This is a genomic window from Janibacter sp. RAF52 (assembly GCF_052114035.1).
In the GTDB taxonomy this organism is placed as follows: domain Bacteria; phylum Actinomycetota; class Actinomycetes; order Actinomycetales; family Dermatophilaceae; genus Janibacter; species Janibacter hoylei.
Genome location: NZ_JBFRDY010000002.1, coordinates 304,729 through 321,727, shown reverse-complemented (window position 1 = coordinate 321,727; position 16,999 = coordinate 304,729). Strand labels below are relative to the sequence as shown.

17 protein-coding genes and 2 tRNA genes are annotated in these 16,999 nt (G+C 70.7%); 14 read left to right on the top strand and 5 right to left on the bottom strand.

Annotated features, from left to right (window positions below):
* Nucleotides 1–183: 183 nt before the first annotated feature.
* Both AB4Y78_RS04055 and AB4Y78_RS04050 read left to right on the top strand, forming a co-directional pair.
* On the top strand, nt 184–1,032 hold the full coding sequence (locus AB4Y78_RS04055; RefSeq protein WP_441714057.1) for a hypothetical protein: 849 nt from the start codon (nt 184–186) through the stop codon (nt 1,030–1,032).
* 1 nt (nt 1,033) lies between these two features.
* Entirely contained in the window at nt 1,034–1,903 is an 870-nt protein-coding gene (locus AB4Y78_RS04050; RefSeq protein WP_441714059.1) for a hypothetical protein, read from the top strand.
* 68 nt (nt 1,904–1,971) lie between these two features.
* On the opposite strand, the gene AB4Y78_RS04045 is transcribed toward AB4Y78_RS04050, so the two are convergent.
* The gene (locus AB4Y78_RS04045) at nt 1,972–2,682 is read right to left on the bottom strand and encodes a hypothetical protein (RefSeq protein WP_387355517.1); all 711 of its coding nucleotides are present in this window, start codon (nt 2,680–2,682) and stop codon (nt 1,972–1,974) included.
* A 94-nt stretch (nt 2,683–2,776) separates the two neighbouring features.
* Here AB4Y78_RS04045 and gyrB point away from each other — a divergent pair, with 94 nt between their 5' ends.
* The 6 genes from gyrB to AB4Y78_RS04015 all read left to right on the top strand — a co-directional run bounded on the left by gyrB (nt 2,777) and on the right by AB4Y78_RS04015 (nt 8,457).
* Entirely contained in the window at nt 2,777–4,885 is a 2,109-nt protein-coding gene (gene gyrB, locus AB4Y78_RS04040; protein ID WP_375545592.1) for a DNA topoisomerase (ATP-hydrolyzing) subunit B, read from the top strand.
* Nucleotides 4,886–4,955: 70 nt separating this feature from the next.
* Nucleotides 4,956–7,535 (top strand): DNA gyrase subunit A, encoded by a 2,580-nt coding sequence (gyrA, locus tag AB4Y78_RS04035; RefSeq protein WP_441736872.1) that lies wholly within the window; start codon nt 4,956–4,958, stop codon nt 7,533–7,535.
* Between the two features lie 131 nt (nt 7,536–7,666).
* Nucleotides 7,667–8,002: a DUF3566 domain-containing protein gene (locus tag AB4Y78_RS04030; protein WP_238539416.1), complete on the top strand. Its 336-nt coding sequence runs from the start codon at nt 7,667–7,669 to the stop codon at nt 8,000–8,002.
* Between the two features lie 87 nt (nt 8,003–8,089).
* Nucleotides 8,090–8,166, top strand: a tRNA-Ile gene (locus AB4Y78_RS04025).
* A gap of 19 nt (nt 8,167–8,185) precedes the next feature.
* On the top strand, nt 8,186–8,371 hold the full coding sequence (locus AB4Y78_RS04020) for a DLW-39 family protein (RefSeq protein WP_259910065.1): 186 nt from the start codon (nt 8,186–8,188) through the stop codon (nt 8,369–8,371).
* A 13-nt stretch (nt 8,372–8,384) separates the two neighbouring features.
* Nucleotides 8,385–8,457: transfer RNA gene (locus tag AB4Y78_RS04015), tRNA-Ala, on the top strand.
* A gap of 57 nt (nt 8,458–8,514) precedes the next feature.
* Here the strand turns inward: AB4Y78_RS04015 and AB4Y78_RS04010 are convergent.
* A complete protein-coding gene (locus AB4Y78_RS04010; RefSeq protein WP_259910066.1) occupies nt 8,515–8,682 on the bottom strand; it encodes a hypothetical protein in 168 nt (55 codons plus the stop codon).
* A 66-nt stretch (nt 8,683–8,748) separates the two neighbouring features.
* Here AB4Y78_RS04010 and AB4Y78_RS04005 point away from each other — a divergent pair, with 66 nt between their 5' ends.
* The gene (locus tag AB4Y78_RS04005; protein ID WP_259910096.1) at nt 8,749–8,994 is read left to right on the top strand and encodes a hypothetical protein; all 246 of its coding nucleotides are present in this window, start codon (nt 8,749–8,751) and stop codon (nt 8,992–8,994) included.
* Between the two features lie 199 nt (nt 8,995–9,193).
* Here the strand turns inward: AB4Y78_RS04005 and AB4Y78_RS04000 are convergent, their stop codons facing one another.
* Complete coding sequence (locus AB4Y78_RS04000) at nt 9,194–10,219, bottom strand: hypothetical protein (RefSeq protein ID WP_007929582.1); 1,026 nt, start codon at nt 10,217–10,219, stop codon at nt 9,194–9,196.
* A gap of 126 nt (nt 10,220–10,345) precedes the next feature.
* On the opposite strand from AB4Y78_RS04000, the gene AB4Y78_RS03995 reads away from it, so the two are divergent.
* Both AB4Y78_RS03995 and AB4Y78_RS03990 read left to right on the top strand, forming a co-directional pair.
* Nucleotides 10,346–10,867, top strand: a complete 522-nt coding sequence (locus AB4Y78_RS03995; protein ID WP_265230364.1) for a peptidylprolyl isomerase — start codon at nt 10,346–10,348, stop codon at nt 10,865–10,867.
* A 5-nt stretch (nt 10,868–10,872) separates the two neighbouring features.
* On the top strand, nt 10,873–11,766 hold the full coding sequence (locus tag AB4Y78_RS03990; protein WP_259910068.1) for a rhomboid family intramembrane serine protease: 894 nt from the start codon (nt 10,873–10,875) through the stop codon (nt 11,764–11,766).
* A 177-nt stretch (nt 11,767–11,943) separates the two neighbouring features.
* Here AB4Y78_RS03990 and AB4Y78_RS03985 read toward each other — a convergent pair whose 3' ends face one another.
* A complete protein-coding gene (locus AB4Y78_RS03985; RefSeq protein ID WP_007929577.1) occupies nt 11,944–12,312 on the bottom strand; it encodes a cell division protein CrgA in 369 nt (122 codons plus the stop codon).
* 78 nt (nt 12,313–12,390) lie between these two features.
* On the opposite strand from AB4Y78_RS03985, the gene AB4Y78_RS03980 reads away from it, so the two are divergent.
* The 3 genes from AB4Y78_RS03980 to AB4Y78_RS03970 are packed head-to-tail and all read left to right on the top strand — an operon-like array spanning nt 12,391 to nt 14,941.
* Nucleotides 12,391–13,251: a DUF881 domain-containing protein gene (locus tag AB4Y78_RS03980; protein WP_007929576.1), complete on the top strand. Its 861-nt coding sequence runs from the start codon at nt 12,391–12,393 to the stop codon at nt 13,249–13,251.
* A gap of 16 nt (nt 13,252–13,267) precedes the next feature.
* Nucleotides 13,268–13,924 carry an aminodeoxychorismate/anthranilate synthase component II gene (locus AB4Y78_RS03975; protein ID WP_259910069.1) on the top strand — a complete coding sequence of 219 codons (657 nt, stop codon included), beginning with the start codon at nt 13,268–13,270 and terminating at the stop codon, nt 13,922–13,924.
* A 9-nt stretch (nt 13,925–13,933) separates the two neighbouring features.
* The gene (locus AB4Y78_RS03970) at nt 13,934–14,941 is read left to right on the top strand and encodes a YihY/virulence factor BrkB family protein (RefSeq protein WP_259910070.1); all 1,008 of its coding nucleotides are present in this window, start codon (nt 13,934–13,936) and stop codon (nt 14,939–14,941) included.
* 145 nt (nt 14,942–15,086) lie between these two features.
* On the opposite strand, the gene pknB is transcribed toward AB4Y78_RS03970, so the two are convergent.
* The gene (gene pknB / locus AB4Y78_RS03965; protein ID WP_259910071.1) at nt 15,087–16,952 is read right to left on the bottom strand and encodes a Stk1 family PASTA domain-containing Ser/Thr kinase; all 1,866 of its coding nucleotides are present in this window, start codon (nt 16,950–16,952) and stop codon (nt 15,087–15,089) included.
* Between the last annotated feature and the right edge of the window lie 47 nt (nt 16,953–16,999).

The window sequence follows — 16,999 nt, the reverse complement described above, 5'->3', positions numbered from 1 at the left end:
GTGGGTCAACTGCTTCTTCATCCGCGACCTGCGCACCCCTTTCGGCGGGGTGGGCGACGCCGGTGTCGGGCCCGAAGGGGTGACGCCCGCCACGGACGATTGGCCGTCACCCCGGGTTGTTATGGCATCGTGAGGTGCCGCTCTTGATCCCGAGGGCGTGTCCATGCCTGCGAGGAGAGCATCATGAGTGGTCCGAAGGACGGTCGAGGCGCTGACGCCTTCGACGACTTCTTCGGCGACCCCACCCCGTCCGGTCACATGGGACCGACGCGAGGGGTTGCGCCCACGGAGCCCGAGGACGAGCCCACGCAGGACGTCGAGCTGCTCCGTCGCGGCGAGCCCACGCAGGCCACGCCGGTCGTCCCGCCGATCACGCCCGAGCCCACCCCGTCGGGTGCCGTGCCCGAGGACTGGTGGCAGCCCGAGCCGCAGGCCGCGCCACCGGCGGTCCCCGCCCCTGCCGCCTGGCAGCAGGCCCACGCCGCGCCGGCGCAGCAGGCCTACGCGCAGCAGCCGCAGGCCCATCAGCCTCCGCGTCGCGAGCCGGGTCGGGGTGTGTCCCCGGCGGGCATGGTCGGCATGCTCGTCGGTGGGGTGCTCGTCGGTGGCCTGTGCGTCGGCGGGGCCGTCATGGCGCTCAACAGCGGCGACGACGAGCCGGTGGCCAAGTCGACGACGGTCACGTCGACCTCCAGCTCGCAGCCGACGACCTCCACATCGACGTCCAGCTCGACCTCGTCGTCGAGCAGCTCCTCGTCGACGACGGTCAGGCGCACGGGCAAGCTCCCCGACGGCGTCACCAAGTGCGCCGGACCCAAGCAGGGCACCTCCGTGGGACGTGGATCCGAGGTCACGAGCTGCGCCTTCGCCGGCGCGGTGCGCGATGCCTACCTCGCGGAGGACTCGACGAGCGGCTCGACGAAGCTCGAGGTGCGCAGTCCCGTGACCAAGAAGAACTACACGATGACCTGCACCGGCTCGACCGTCACCCGCTGCACCGGGGGCAACGACGCCGTCGTCGTCCTCTACTGACGTGCGGCGGCGGCTGTTCGGCGGGTCGCTGCTGGCGGCGTTCGTCGTCGCCACGGGTGCCTGTGGCGCCCCGGAGGGCCCGTCGAGCGCAGCCTCCTCGAGCACCTCGACCCCGAGCACCTCGGTGACGAGCAGGGCCAGCCCGACCTCGACGAAGCCCTCCGTCGGTCTCGCGCGTGACGTTCGCCGGGTCGTCGCGGACCACCCGGACGCCGACATCGCCCTGGCCTACGCCCCGGTCGGTGGCGGCGTGCCGGTCGTCGTCGGTGATGCCCCGCCGCTCGTCGCCTGGTCGACGATCAAGGTCCCTCTCGCCCTGGCCGTCGTGCGTGCCGGCGACGGTGAGCGCCTGTCCACCGACATCACCTCGGCCCTCACCGCCTCGGACAACGAGGCCGCGGCGAGGCTGTGGGAGTCCCTCGGCGACGGGGCGAGCGCCTCCGGGGCGGTGGAGGAGCAGCTGCGTCGTGGGGGTGACCGTCGCACCGGGGTCCCGTCGCGCGTCGTCGTCGAGGGGTACTCCCCCTTCGGCCAAGCGACGTGGCGCCTGACGGACCAGACCCGGATGACCTCCGCCCTGCCCTGCCTCAGCGGTTCGCGACCGGTCACCACTGCGATGGGCCAGGTCGTCGACGGCCAGCGCTGGGGTCTCGGCGGCATCGCCGGGTCCCGGTACAAGGGCGGCTGGGGCTCGACGCCGGAGGGGTACGTCGTGCGCCAGCTGGGGATCGTGCCCGGCGAGGGCGGGCGGACGGCGGTGACCCTCCAGGTACGCACAGGGACCCACGCCCAGGGGACGGCCATCGCGGACCAGCTCGCGCAGGTCGTGCGCCGGCACCGCGACGAGCTGCCGGCGGGCGCCTGCTCCTGACCCCGGGACGGCGAGAGCCCGCCACCCCGGACGAAGGGGGTGACGGGCTCGCCGCGTCGTGGGCCGGGTCAGGAGGCCTTGGTGACGCTGTCGGTGATGGTCTTGGCGACCTCGGCGGTCTCGTCCTTGTCGATGGTCGAGACGGTGATGACGGCGGCGCCCGAGTCGGACGGCACGGCGATCATCTGGCCGTGGACGGTCTGGCTGCCCGCCGACATCGTGTAGGTCGCGACGGTCGCCTTGCCCGAGTCCGTGTCGACCTCCTCGGTGCCGGAGACCGTGGCGGACTGCTGCGCAAGGCTGGCCTTGAGGTCGGACTCGGTGAGGGCCTGGGGGCTCGGGATGACATTGATGTTGGGGGAGAAGCCGTCCTCCGCCTCGCCCATGACGAGCACGTCGATGCTCTGCGACAGCTGGGTGAGGAACTGGTCGACCGGCTGACCCGCCGTCTCGGCCATCGTCTTGATCGACTGCGGGGCCTTGTCGGGGTCCTTGGCCAGCGCGGACGGGTCCACGGTGGTCCAGCCGTCCGGCACATCGAAGGTGACGCCGGACTTCGACGCGGTGACGCTGCCCTCGCCGCCGCTCTCGCCCTCGGCGGACTCGCTCTCGCTCGGGCTCTCGGAGGCCGACTCCGAGGGCGACTCGCTGCCCTCGCAGGAGCTCGCGGAGGACTCCCCGACGGCGCCTCGTCGTGCAGCCGACGAGAGCGCCGGAGGGGCCCCGATGTGTGGAGGGAGTCGTCCGGCGCCCCGCGGGGCGGCGAGAGCCGCCGCCACGGGCCCACAAGATGCCGCGCGAGGACGCTCCAGAGGGTAGGATCAGAGGGTTGAGGCCGCGGTGCCAGCCCCAGGGGCCAGCCCGCGGCGATCCATGCACCGCACCAGCTCGAGGAGCACCGTGGCAGACGAGCAGTCGCCTGAGATCCAGCCGAAGTCCCCCGACACGGGGAGCCCCGAGTACGACGCGAGTGCGATCCAGGTCCTCGAGGGCCTGGAGGCCGTGCGCAAGCGGCCCGGCATGTACATCGGCTCCACCGGCGAGCGCGGTCTGCACCACCTCGTGTGGGAGATCGTCGACAACGCCGTGGACGAGGCGATGGCCGGCCACGCCGACACGATCGACGTGACGCTCATGGAGGACGGTGCCGTCCGGGTCAAGGACAACGGCCGCGGCATCCCGACCGACATCCACGAGGCCGAGGGCATCTCCGCGGTCGAGCTCGTCCTCACCCAGCTGCACGCCGGTGGCAAGTTCGGCGGCGGCGGCTACAAGGTCTCCGGTGGCCTCCACGGCGTCGGCTCGTCCGTCGTCAACGCCCTCTCGACCCGCCTCGACGTCTGCGTGCGGCAGAAGGGCCACGCCCACCGCATGTCCTTCGACCACGGCGTGCCGACCGGCCCCCTTCGCCGTGAGGAGGAGACCGACGCGACCGGCACGACGATCACGTACTGGGCCAACCCCGAGATTTTCGAGACGGTCGAGTACGACTACGAGACGATCCGCGCCCGCTTCCAGCAGATGGCCTTCCTCAACAAGGGCCTGACGATCAACCTCGTCGACGAGCGGGTCGACGAGCCCACGGAGACCGAGCAGGCCGAGGACCTCGACCACGTCGACGACGACATCACCGAGGTCGTCGACTCGGAGGGCGGCGAGACCGCCCCCGCCAAGAAGGCCCGCAAGGTCTCCTACCGCTACGACAACGGCATCGTCGACTACGTCAGCCACCTCGTCGGCTCCAAGAAGGCCGAGCCGGTCACCGCCGAGATCATCTCGATCGAGACGGAGGACACCGAGCGGGCCCTCTCCCTCGAGCTGGCGATGCAGTGGACGAGCGCCTACAGCGAGTCGGTCCACACCTATGCCAATGCGATCAACACGCACGAGGGAGGCACCCACGAGGAGGGCTTCCGTGCGGCGATGACGAAGCTCATCAACGACTTCGCGCGCAAGCAGAACCTCCTCAAGGACAAGGACGACAACCTCACCGGCGACGACATCCGCGAGGGTCTGACCGCCGTCATCTCCGTCAAGCTCGGCGAGCCGCAGTTCGAGGGCCAGACCAAGACCAAGCTCGGCAACTCCGAGGTCAAGGGCTTCGTCCAGCGGGCGATGACCGACGAGTTCGGCCACTGGCTCGAGGCGCACCCCAACGAGGGCAAGGACATCGTCCGCAAGGCCGTCCAGGCGGCCGCCGCCCGCATGGCCGCGCGCAAGGCGCGTGAGGCGACCCGGCGCAAGGGGCTGCTCGAGTCGGGCGGCCTGCCCGGCAAGCTCTCCGACTGCCAGTCCAAGGACCCGACGGTCTCCGAGGTCTTCATCGTCGAGGGCGACTCCGCCGGCGGCTCGGCCAAGGCGGGCCGCAACCCGGAGAACCAGGCGATCCTCCCGATCCGCGGCAAGATCCTCAACGTCGAGAAGGCGCGGATCGACAAGATCCTCGCCAACCAGGAGGTCCAGGCGCTGATCTCGGCCTTCGGCACGGGCATCGGCGAGGACTTCGACATCGCCAAGGCGCGCTACCACAAGATCGTGCTCATGGCCGATGCCGACGTCGACGGCATGCACATCCGCACCCTGCTGCTCACGCTGCTCTTCCGCTTCATGAAGCCGCTCATCGAGGCCGGCTACGTCTACCTGGCCCAGCCCCCGCTCTACCGCCTCAAGTGGTCCAACCACGACCACGAGTTCGCCTTCACCGACCGCGAGCGCGACGCCATGGTCGCCGAGGGCCAGGCGAAGGGGTGGCGACTGCCCAAGGACAACGCCATCCAGCGCTACAAGGGTCTGGGCGAGATGAACTACCAGGAGCTGTGGGAGACGACGATGGACCCGGCCAGCCGCGTGCTGCTCCAGGTGACCCTCGACGACGCCGCCGCGGCTGACGAGATCTTCGCCGTGCTCATGGGCGAGGACGTCGAGTCCCGCCGCAGCTTCATCCAGAAGAACGCGCGCGACGTGCGCTTCCTCGACATCTGACCCGGCCGGCGCGCACCGCGACGACCCGCCCTGCCCCCCCTTCGGCACGACCCCGAGGTGACCTGACCACATGACCGACACCCCCACCACGCCCCCCGAGGCGGATCGCACCGAGCCGATCGACCTCAACGCGGAGATGCAGCGCAGCTACATCGAGTACGCGATGAGCGTCATCGTCTCCCGCGCCCTGCCCGACGTGCGTGACGGGCTCAAGCCCGTGCACCGCCGCATCGTCTACGCCATGTACGACGGTGGCTACCGCCCCGACCGCGGCTACAACAAGTGCTCGCGCGTCGTCGGCGACGTCATGGGCCAGTACCACCCGCACGGCGACAGCGCGATCTACGACGCCATGGTCCGCCTCGTGCAGCCGTGGTCGTTGCGGTACCCGCTCATCGACGGGCAGGGCAACTTCGGCTCCGCGGGCAACGACGGTGCGGCCGCCCCCCGGTACACCGAGTGCAAGATGGCTCCGCTGTCGCTGGAGCTCGTGCGTGACATCGACCAGGAGACGGTCGACTTCGTCCCGAACTACGACGGCAAGACGATGCAGCCGGACGTGCTGCCCGCGCGCTTCCCCAACCTCCTCGCCAACGGCTCCGCCGGCATCGCCGTCGGCATGGCGACCCAGATCCCGCCGCACAACCTGCGCGAGGTCGCCGACGCCGCCCAGTGGATGCTCGACCACCCCGAGTCCTCCCGCGAGGAGGCCCTCGAGGCGGTCATGGGCTTCATCAAGGGCCCCGACTTCCCCACCGGCGCGCTCATCATGGGCACGCGCGGCATCGAGGACGCCTACCGCACCGGCCGCGGCTCGATCATCATGCGGGCGGTCGTCGAGGTCGAGGAGATCCAGGGACGCACCTGCCTCGTCGTCACCGAGCTGCCCTACCAGGTCAACCCGGACGCGCTGGCGCAGAAGATCGCCGAGATGACCAAGGAGGGTCGCCTGTCGGGCATCGCCGACATCCGCGACGAGACCTCCGGCCGCACCGGCCAGCGACTCGTCATCGTCCTCAAGCGGGACGCGGTCGCCAAGGTCGTGCTCAACAACCTCTACAAGCACACCCAGCTGCAGACCAACTTCGGCGCCAACATGCTCGCGCTCGTCGACGGGGTGCCGCGGACGCTGCCGATCTCGGCCTTCATCCGCTACTGGGTCGAGCACCAGATCGACGTCATCGTCCGCCGCACCGAGTACCGGCTGCGCAAGGACGAGGCCGCGATCCACATCCTGCGCGGCTACCTCAAGGCGCTCGACCTGCTCGACGAGGTCATCGCGCTCATCCGCCGCTCCCCGACCGTCGACGAGGCCCGCGAGGGCCTGATCAAGCTGCTCGACATCGACGAGCTGCAGGCGATGGCGATCCTCAACCTCCAGCTGCGCCGTCTGGCCGCGCTGGAGCGGCAGAAGATCATCGACGAGCACGACGAGATCGAGGCGCGGATCGTCGACTACAAGGACATCCTCGCCAAGCCCGAGCGGCAGCGGCAGATCGTCAAGGACGAGCTCGGTGAGATCGTCGACCGCTACGGCGACGAGCGGCGCAGCCGGATCCTCCCCTACGACGGTGACGTCGCGATGGAGGACCTCATCCCCGAGGAGGACGTCGTCGTGACGATCACCCGGGGTGGCTACGCCAAGCGCACCCGGGTCGACGAGTACCGCGCGCAGAAGCGTGGTGGCAAGGGTGTGCGCGGCGCGGCGCTGCGCGGCGAGGACGTCGTGCGCAACTTCTTCACGACGACATCGCACCACTGGCTGCTCTTCTTCACCAACCTCGGCCGGGTCTACCGGGTCAAGGCCTACGAGCTGCCCGAGGCGGCCCGCGACGGCAAGGGCCAGCACGTGGCCAACCTGCTCGCCTTCCAGCCGGACGAGCAGATCGCCGCGGTCTACGCCATCAAGGACTACGAGGCGGCCCCCTACCTCGTCCTCGCGACGAAGCGCGGCCTGGTCAAGAAGACCCGCCTGACCGAGTACGACTCGCCCCGCAGCGGCGGCCTCATCGCCATCAAGCTGCGGGAGGACGACGAGCTCATCGGGGTCGGCCTCGTGTCGGCCGAGGACGACCTGCTGCTCGTCTCGCGGGACGCCATGTCGGTGCGCTTCCACGCGACCGACGACGTGCTGCGGCCGATGGGCCGCTCGACGAGCGGTGTCACGGGCATGAAGTTCCGCGACGGCGACTCGCTGCTCGCGCTCAACGTCATCGAGGACGGCACCGACCCGGACGTCTTCGTCGTCTTCGACAACGGCGTCGCCAAGCGGACCTCCGCCTCCGAGTGGACCGCCAAGGGCCGCGCCGGCCTCGGCGTGCTCGCGGCGAAGTCCGGCAAGGGCGGTCGGCTCGTCGGTGCTCTCGTCGTCGACGAGGACGACGAGGTCATGGTCGTCATGGAAAAGGGCAACATCGTCCGCTCGGCGGTGGCCGAGGTCAACCGGACGAGCCGCAACACCCAGGGCGTCAGCTTCGCCTCGCCGCGCAAGGGTGACGAGATCGTCGCAGTTGCTCGCAACGTCGACCGTGGCGAGGACGCGGAGCCGGGGGACGAGCAGGTAGCGTCGGACCCTGACGTGCAGTCCGCCGGGGAGGTCCCGGCGGAGACCGCCCAGCAGGGGGATGCCCCCGGAGGTGACCAGGAGTGAGCTCGACAGGAGAGACCACGGCCGTGCGGACGGCTGCAGGGTCGTCCCAGGCCCGGCGGACCTCGTCCGGAGGCACCGCCTCCCGACCCGCCCCCCGGGCCGGTCGCCGCGTCAAGCTCATGGTCTCGCGGGTGGACCCCTTCTCCGTCATGAAGGTCGGCTTCCTCGTCTCCGTGGCCCTGGGCATCGCGCTCGTCGTCATGACGGCCGTCATGTGGGTGCTGCTCTCGGCGATGGGGGTCTTCGACTCCGTCAACGAGCTGGCCGGCCAGATCATCGGTGACGGCTCGGGCGAGGAGTTCGACGTCATGGACTTCCTCGGCTTCGGCCGGGTCGTCTCGCTGTCGATCGTCATCGCGGTCGTCGACGTCTTCCTGCTGACGGCCATCGCCACCCTCGGTGCCTTCCTCTACAACATCGTCGCCAGCCTCGTGGGCGGCGTGCACATGACGCTGACCGACGACTGATCCGCACCCCCGGCGCCGTTTTGGTTTCGGCGCCGGGTGTGGGGTAATCTCGGGCGTCGCGCCACGGAGACTCTCCACGGCGCAAACGGGCCCATAGCTCAGGCGGTTAGAGCGCTTCGCTGATAACGAAGAGGTCGGAGGTTCAAGTCCTCCTGGGCCCACCACCACGACGACGGTGAGGAGATGTTCGTGAAGAAGGTCTTCGTCATTGTCGCGGCTGCCGCCGGCGCGGCCTACGCCCGGCGCAAGCTCGAGCAGCAGCGGTCCGAAAAGGACCTGCACGCCGCGACGAGCCGGATGAGCAGCACCGCACCCGCCCCCGGCGGATCGGGCGGTGCGTGGGCGGCGGTCACCGACCGCCCCACCTGATCGACCAGCCCTCGGGGGCGTGGCGCAATTGGTAGCGCATCTGCTTTGCAAGCAGAGGGTTGTCGGTTCGAGTCCGATCGCCTCCACCGAGATCGAAGGGGGGTCGTCCCGCATCAGCGGGGCGGCCCCCCTTCGTCGTGCCGTCAGTCGGTAGCGGTGACCGTGTGCGGGTCCAGCGCCGCGACGAAGGCCGCGAGGTGCTCGAGGAAGCGCTCCTGCTCCGCCGCGGGCACGGCGGCGACCGCCCGGTCGTAGACGGCGAGCAGGCGGTCCATGTCGGCGAGGAAGCGCTCCCGACCCTCGACGCTCATCCCGACGAGATAGGTCGGCGAGCCGGAGGGGCGGGAGCGCTCGACGATCCCTGACTCGAGCGCCGCGTGGACCTGCCGGTTGACGGTCGACTGCTCGAGGTCGAGCTCCTCGCCGGCGCGGTGATGGCCGCGATCTTCACCAGCCGCACGATCAGCCTGGGTGGCCACGTCATCCCCGACGAGTCCGCCTTCCGGGTCTGCTTTTTCGTCGGTGCGGGGGCCGCCTTCGCCGGTGCGCTCGTCTGCCTTCTCATCCCCCGCCAGCGGCGCGAGGCCCCCGCCGAGCGCGCACCGGAGCTCGTCGGCGGCTGATCGCAGCTGCACGTCCTTGGGCAGTGCGGCCACTGGGTGCAGGTCGAGCAGGCAGCCGGCTCCACCCGGCTCGTCCGCGACTCCCTCGCCTGGGCCCGCAGACCACGAAGGGCGCCACCCCCCGGTGTGGGGAGCGGCGCCCTTCGTCGTGGCCCTTCGAGACGGGCGCGGGGCGCCCTCCTCGGGGATCGGTGATGAATCAGGCCGTGGTGTCGCCCTCGACGGGGAGGTCGCCACCCAGGTTGTGCGGGGTGACGTCGCTGCCCTCGGAGGTGTCCGTGACGGACGGCACCGCGGAGTTGTCGGCCCAGTCACGGGCGGAGCTCCAGGCGTCGTCGCCCTCGGCGCGGGTGTCCTCGAGCGTCTCCTCGGAGTCGATCGAGTCGGCACCCTCGTCGTCGACGTCCACGTCGGCCAGCGGCGCGGCGACGGGCGCCTCGTCGACGACCTCGGCCGCCGGGGCGACACCGGCAGCAGCAGCCGGGGCGGCCGCAGCGGTGGTGGCGGCAGCGGACGTGCCGGTGGCCAGCGAGGAGTCGCGGCCGGTGGCGGGAGCCTTGTAGGGGTCACCGGCGGGCACGGCCCACGGGTCCTTCTTGGGGCCCTGCTTCTGCTTCGCCACGAAGGCGGCGATGCCACCCGCGACCAGCGCGAGGAGGAGCAGCTTGAGCCCGCGTCGCTTCTTGCGGGGCTTCTCCCCCTTCGCCGCGGCGAGCGCCAGCTTGGGGTCCTGCTCGTCACGCAGCGCGGCGACGACCTCGGGGGCGCGGGAGGCCGCCTCGTCGGCAGCCTTGCGGCCCGCGGCGACACCCGCCGCGGCGAGGCCGGAGGCCGTCGTGGCGACCTTGGGCAGCACCTCGTCGACGAAGGTGTCGCGCAGGTCCTGGACCTCGGAGCCGGCCTTGTCGGCGTGCTTGCGGGCGCGCTTGCTCGTGGCCTTGACCTGCTTGCGGGCAGCCTTGCGGTTGCGCTTGGCGTCCTTGGCCGCCTGCTGCTTGACGTCCTCGGCCTGCTCACGCAGGTCGGCGGCGCGGGCGGCGGCGCTCACCTTGGCGGACTGGGCCTGCTCGGCGGCGGCGCCCTTGAGCTCCTGCGCGCGCTCGGCTCCCTGCTCGGAGTGCTCGGCCACCTTGTCGATGATCTCGTGCACCTTCTGCGATGCGGCCTCGGCGGTCTCGTGGGCACGGACCCGACCACCCTCGACCTTGTTGTTCTTCTGGAACACACTTCCTCCTGCGGACGTCGGGGGACTCACCCCCATCCTGCACCGGATCGGCGACGGACGAAACCGAGGGCTGCGATGAGGCCCGCCACGTTCGCCGTGTCGGGCCCCCTGACTACCATGGGGAGCATGAAGGCCATCCTGCACACGAACCTCGGCGACATCACCATCGCCCTCCTCCCCGACCACGCCCCCAAGACGGTCGCCAACTTCGTCGGCCTCGCCACGGGAGAGGCGGAGTACAAGGACGACGCGGGCCGGACCAACCCGCAGAAGTTCTACGACGGCCTCGAGTTCCACCGGGTCATCTCCGGCTTCATGATCCAGGGCGGCTGCCCGCTGGGTCAGGGCATCGGTGGCCCCGGCTACGAGTTCGACGACGAGATCCACCCCGACCTCACCTTCTCCAAGCCCTACCTGCTCGCCATGGCCAATGCCGGCAAGCGCGGCGGCCACGGCACCAACGGCTCGCAGTTCTTCGTCACCGTCGGCGAGACCCCGTGGCTCAACGGCAAGCACACGATCTTCGGCGAGGTGGCCGACGGCCCCAGCCGTGAGGTCGTCGACAAGATCGCGGCCGTGCCGACCGGTGCGATGGACAAGCCCGTCGAGCCGGTCGTCATCGAGTCCGTCGAGATCGTCGAGGACTGATCCGCATGTCGCAGCCGCCGTCCGGCGCGCCGGACGGCGGCTCCGGCGACGTCCCCGTCTGCCCGCGTCACCCCGACCGGGTCAGCTACATCCGCTGCCAGCGGTGCCGTCGCCCTGTCTGCCCGGAGTGCCAGCGCAGCGCCGCCGTGGGCGTCCAGTGCGTGGACTGCGTCCGCGAGCAGGCGAAGGGGGAACGCCCCCAGGTGACGATCTTCGGCGGCCGCGCCGGTGACGGTCGCCCGATGCTCACCATGGGCATCATCGCGGTCTGCGCCGTCGTGTGGGTCGCCGAGCTGCTCTCCCCGCGGGTCTTCCAGGAGGTCGCCTTCGCGCCGGCCCTCGGCACCGCCGAGCCCTGGCGCCTCATCACCTCGGCCTTCGCGCACAGCCCCAACCAGCCGATGCACATCCTCTTCAACATGCTCGCGCTGTGGCTCGTCGGCGGGTACCTCGAGCGGATGCTCGGCTGGGCCCGCTATCTCGCGGTCTACCTCGTCGCCGCACTCGCGGGCAGCGTCACCTGGCTGCTCTTCCAGCCGGTGGACCCCTACGACCCGGGCGCGTACGTGCCCGTCGTCGGGGCCTCGGGTGCCGTCTTCGGCCTCTTCGCCGCGGTCATCGTGCTCAACCGGCACCTCGGCCGCGACAGCTCGTCGATGATCGCGACGATCGGCATCAACGCCGTCATCGGCTTCGTCGTCCCCAACGTCGCGTGGGAGGCCCACCTCGGCGGCCTCGTCGCGGGTGCCGTCATGGCCCTGGCGCTGGCGCTCTCCCGCAGCCGACGTCAGCCGGCAATCGCCTGGGTCGGGATCGGGGCGACCTTGCTCGTCGTCCTCGCCCTGGCTGTGGGTAAGTACGCGATGTCCTCAGCGCCGGTGCTCACCCCCTTCGCCTGACGTGCGAAACCCCGGAAATCCGGGAGTTACACGCGTGTCATTTGTCCCCAGATGTGCACAATCCTGTGGATAACGTGGGTTGTCCACAGGATTGTGTGCACAGGGCTGGGGGTGGGGACACGCACAAGGCCGCACCGTCCGTGTGGACGGTGCGGCCTGTGAGGAGTGGGTGACCGGCTACTTCCAGCGGGTGGTCATCGCGAAGCCGGCGAGGATGAAGGCGAACCCGGCCCCGAGGTTCCAGCGCCCCCAGGACTCGACCGGGTACTGCTCCTGGGTGATGTAGAAGGTCACGACCCACACGAGGCCGATGAGCATCAGGCCGAGCATGACGGGGACGAACCAGCCGGGGTTGCCGATCTGCTGGGCCTTGACCTTGTGGCGGGACTTCGCCTCGGCGGCCTCTTCCGCGTCCTTGACGGCCGCGCGCCTGCGCGGGTCGCCCGAGCGCTTGCTGCGCGCGGCGGACGACGTCGACGTCGTCGTACTGGGGGTCGCGTCGGCCTCGGCCTTGGCGTCCGGTGCGTCGTCGGCGGACTTCGCCACAGGGTGCTCCTCGGGATGATCGGGGTCGTGGCCTAGCGTAGAGGTCCGGGCCCGACCAACCGACCGAAGGGGGTACCCGTGACCGACGCCCAGCCCGCGGCCGACGAGCCGACCGCCGCCACCGACGACCGGGCCGCCGACGACACCCCCACCGCCCCGGCCGACGCCTCGGCCGGCCTCGGCCCGCGCGTGCGTACCTGGCTGACCCATCGGCCCAGCCGGTGGTCCTCGCTCGTGCCGGTCATCGCCATGGGTGCTGGCCTGCTCTTCGCGACCTCCAGCACGACCGCCCGCGGCACCGACCTGCGCAGCGAGGCGACGGGCCTACCCGACGTCATCCGTGAGCGGACCCTCGACAACGAGCGGTCCGGGCAGGAGGTGCGGACCCTGCGCAGCGACGTCGACCGGCTCACCCGCGAGGCCGTGCCCGGCAGCGCGCGGATGCGCGAGATCTCGCAGGAGACGACGACCAATGGCCGCGTCGCGGGCCTGACCCCGGTCAAGGGGCCGTCGGTGACGGTCACCCTCGACGACGCCCACCTCAAGGCGAGCGAGGTGCCCGAGGGCTTCACCGTCGACGACGTCGTCGTCCACCAGCAGGACGTGCAGGGCGTGGTCAACGCCTTGTGGCGCGGCGGCGCCGAGGCCATGCAGATCATGGACCAGCGGGTCATCTCGACGAGCGCCGTGCGCTGCGTCGGCAACACGCTTATCCTCCAGGGCCGCGTCTACTCGCCGCCCTTCACGATCACGGCCGTTGGTGACCCGGACGAGCTCGAGCAGGCGCTCGACGACGACCCAGCGGTCGACATCTACCGCCAGTACGTCGACGCCGTCGGTCTCGGCTACGAGGTGAGCCGGGCAGACGAGTCGGAGCTGCCCGCCTTCGACGGTCGCACCCGGCTCGAGCACGCCCGCCCGTTGCCCGCTACCGACTGAGGGAGATACTGACCCGGTGAGCCAGATCCTCGTCGTCGACAACTACGACAGCTTCGTCTTCACAATCGTCGGCTACCTCCAGCAGCTGGGCGCCGAGACGACGGTCGTGCGCAACGACGCCATCACGCCGGCGGACGCGGCCGACTTCGACGGCGTGCTCGTCTCGCCGGGGCCCGGCACGCCCGAGGAGGCCGGCGTCTCGACGGCGATGATCGAGGCCTGTGCTGAGCGGGCCCAGCCGATGCTCGGCGTCTGTCTCGGCCACCAGGCCCTCGGGGTCGTCCTCGGCGCCAGCGTCGGGCGGGCACCCGAGCTGCTCCACGGCAAGACGAGCCGGGTCCTGCACGACGGTGACGGTGTCCTCGCGGGGCTGCCGTCCCCCTTCGTCGCCACGCGGTACCACTCGCTGACGATCGACCCGGCCACCGTGCCGGACACGCTCGTGCCGACCGGGCACACCGAGTCGGGCATCATCATGGCCGCCCGTCACCGCGACCTGCCGCTGCACGGCGTGCAGTTCCACCCCGAGTCGGTGCTCACCGAAGGGGGACACCGGATCCTGGCCAACTGGCTGGAGCTGACCGGCCACGAGGGTGCGGTCGAGCGCAGCATCGGGATGTCACCGCTCGTGCGCGACGTCGAAGGCGTGGCGCGGGCCGTCACGGCCGGCTGACGGTCGGCTGTGGGCGAGCCCAGCATCGGTCCGGTCGACCGGCTCCAGCGTCGTCACCCGCTCGTCGGCTTCCCCATCGCGGTCGTCTACAAGTTCTTCGACGACTTCGGCGGCTACCTGTGCGCACTGCTCACGTACTACGGGTTCCTGTCGCTCTTCCCCGCGCTGCTGCTGCTGTCGACTGCGGTCGGCTTCATCCTCCAGGGGCAGCCGCAGTGGCAGGACCGCATCCTCGACTCGGCGCTGTCGGAGTTCCCGATCGTCGGCGACGAGCTGCGGACGACCGGCACCCTCGGCGGTGGGCCGATGGGTCTGCTCATCGGTGGGCTCGCGGCGCTCTACGGCGGGCTCGGCGTCGGGCAGGCGCTGCAGTACGCGAGCAACACCGCCTGGATGATCCCGCGCAACTCCCGGCCCAACCCCTTCGCCAGCCGTGCCCGTGGCCTGCTCCTGCTGGCCGTCGCCGGCCTGACGATCGTCCTGACGACCGGTCTGACGACCTACCTGCAGCGGCTCGTCGCCGGCGGCTACGCGGGCTGGGCGATCACCATCGCCTCGATCGGGCTCAACACGCTCGTCATCGGGCTGGTCTTCATCATCTCGACGACCCGGCCGCTGCGCCTCACCGACGTGCTGCCGGGCGCCGTGCTCGCGGCGCTGGCCTGGCAGGGGATGCAGGCGGTCGGTGCCGTGTACGTCAGCACGGTCATCGAGCGGGCGAGCAACCTCAACTCCGTCTTCGCCGTCGTCCTCGGCCTGCTGGTCTTCCTCTACACGATGGCCGTCGTCATCATGCTCTGCCTCGAGGTCAACGTCGTGCTCAAGGAGCATCTGTGGCCCCGGGCTCTGCTCACGCCCTTCACCGACCAGGTCGTGCTCACCGGGGCCGACCAGCGCGCCTACGCCCGGCACGCGGAGGCCCAGCGGCTCAAGGGATTCCAGCGGATCGACGTCTTCTTCGACGACGCCCGCCGTCGCGACGACGGGGACAGGGATGGTGACGGCGACATCAGCTGACCTGCGCATCTCCCTAGGGAAATGCGCACGGAAGCCCACATCTCCCTAGGGAGATGTCAGGGCGGGGTGTCATCTCCCTAGGGAAATGCGCACGCCCTGGGCAACCCCCTGCGCATCCGCCGAGGGACATGCGAGGTGGGCAGGGTCAGGGGCTGGCGGGGGACTGCGTGGTGCTGCTGGTCGAGCGGGTGCTGCTCGGCTCCGAGGGCGTCGGGGTCAGCGGGGCCGAAGGGGAGGTCGACGTCGGGTTGGGCTCGGACGACTCCGAGTCGCTCGGCTCGTCCGAGGTCTCGCTCGAGCTCGGCGTCGTCGTCACCGTCTCGGCCGGCTTGCGGGCCACGACGAAGGTCACCGTGCGCCCCTGGCGGATCTTGCCCTCGCCGGGGGTCTGCTCGAGGATCGTGCCCTCGTCCTCGTCGGACTCGCGGGTCGTCTCCTTGATCTTCAGCTTGAGGCCGAAGAGGTCGCTGCGGACGTCGTCGATCTTCTGGCCCGTGTAGTCCTGCAGGTCGACGTCACCGGAGGCGATGACGAGGTCGACCTTGCTTCCCTTCGCGACCGACTCGGCCGGCCCGGGGCTGGAGCTGATGACCCGGTTGGGGCCCTGGTCGGGGCTGTCCTCCTCGGTGATCTGACCGACCTCGAGCCCGGCGTCCTGGAGCGCCTTGGTGGCCTCGTTGCGTCCCATGCCGACGACGCTCGGCACACCGACCTCGTCCGGCCCGCCGGAGACCTGGATGACGACGGTGTCGCCCTCGGGCACGCTCGTGCCCTCGCCCGGATCCTGCGCGATGACGGTCCCGACGGCGCCGTCATCGGTCACGGTCTCGACGTCCGCCTTGAGGCCGACGCTCTCCAGCCTGGCGACGGCGGCGTCCTCGTCGCTGCCGACGACCTTGGGCACGGTGACCTGCACGACCTCCGCGTCCTGGCTGGCATCCCAGGCAAACCACCCGAGGAGGGCGATCGGGATGAGCAGGAGGGCGGCCATGAGCCACCCGAGACCCGCGCCGCGGCGCCGCTGCTGGGCCACCGGCATCGACGCGGTCTCGGGGTCGGTGCGCGGCGTCGGCTCGCCCCGCGGCGCGACCACGGGCAGCGCGGTCGTCGCCGCGTCGAGGCGCTCGGTGGCGACGGGGCTGATCGGCCTGCCGGCGCGGTAGGCCTCGAGGTCCTCGGCCATCGACTTCGCGTCGGGGTAGCGCTCGTCGCGGTCCTTGGTCAGGGCGTGGTGGACGATCGCGTCGAGCTGCGGCGGCACCTGCGGGTTGACGCTCGAAGGGAGCGGGATGTCGGCGTTGACGTGCTGGTAGGTCAGCGAGATCGGCTCGCCGGTGTAGGGCGTGCGTCCGGTCAGCAGCTCGAAGAGCAGGCAGCCGGTGGAGTAGACGTCGCTGCGCTTGTCGACGGTCTCACCGCGGGCCTGCTCGGGGGAGATGTACTGGGCGGTACCGATGACGGCCTGGGTCTGGGTCATCGTCGCCTGGGTGTCGGCGATGGCGCGGGCGATGCCGAAGTCCATGACCTTGACCGCGCCGTCGTCGGCGATCATGACGTTGCCCGGCTTGATGTCGCGGTGGACGATCCCCATGTCGTGGCTGTAGTCGAGGGCCTCGAGGACCTGCTGGACGATGCGGGCGGCTTCAGTGGGCTCGAGGGTGCCGGTCTCGGACTCGTTGAGCAGCTCGCGCAGGGTCCGGCCGTCGACGTACTCCATGACGATGTACGGGATGTCGAGGTGGGCCCCGCCCGCCTCGACGACTCGGTCCTCGCCGGAGTCGTAGACGGCGACGATCGAGCGGTGGTTGAGCCCGGCGACGGACTGGGCCTCGCGGCGGAAGCGCCCGAGGAAGGCGGCGTCGCGGGCGTGGTCGGTGCGCAGGATCTTGATCGCGACGGGTCGACCGAGGCGGGTGTCGTGGCCGAGGTGGACCTCGGCCATGCCGCCACGCCCGATGAGCTCGCCGACCTCGTACCGTCCGCCGAGCAGGCGGGGTGCCGCTGCGCTCATCGTGTCTCCCTGGCGTCGCGAGTGGGTGTGCTGCGGGGGGTGCGTGG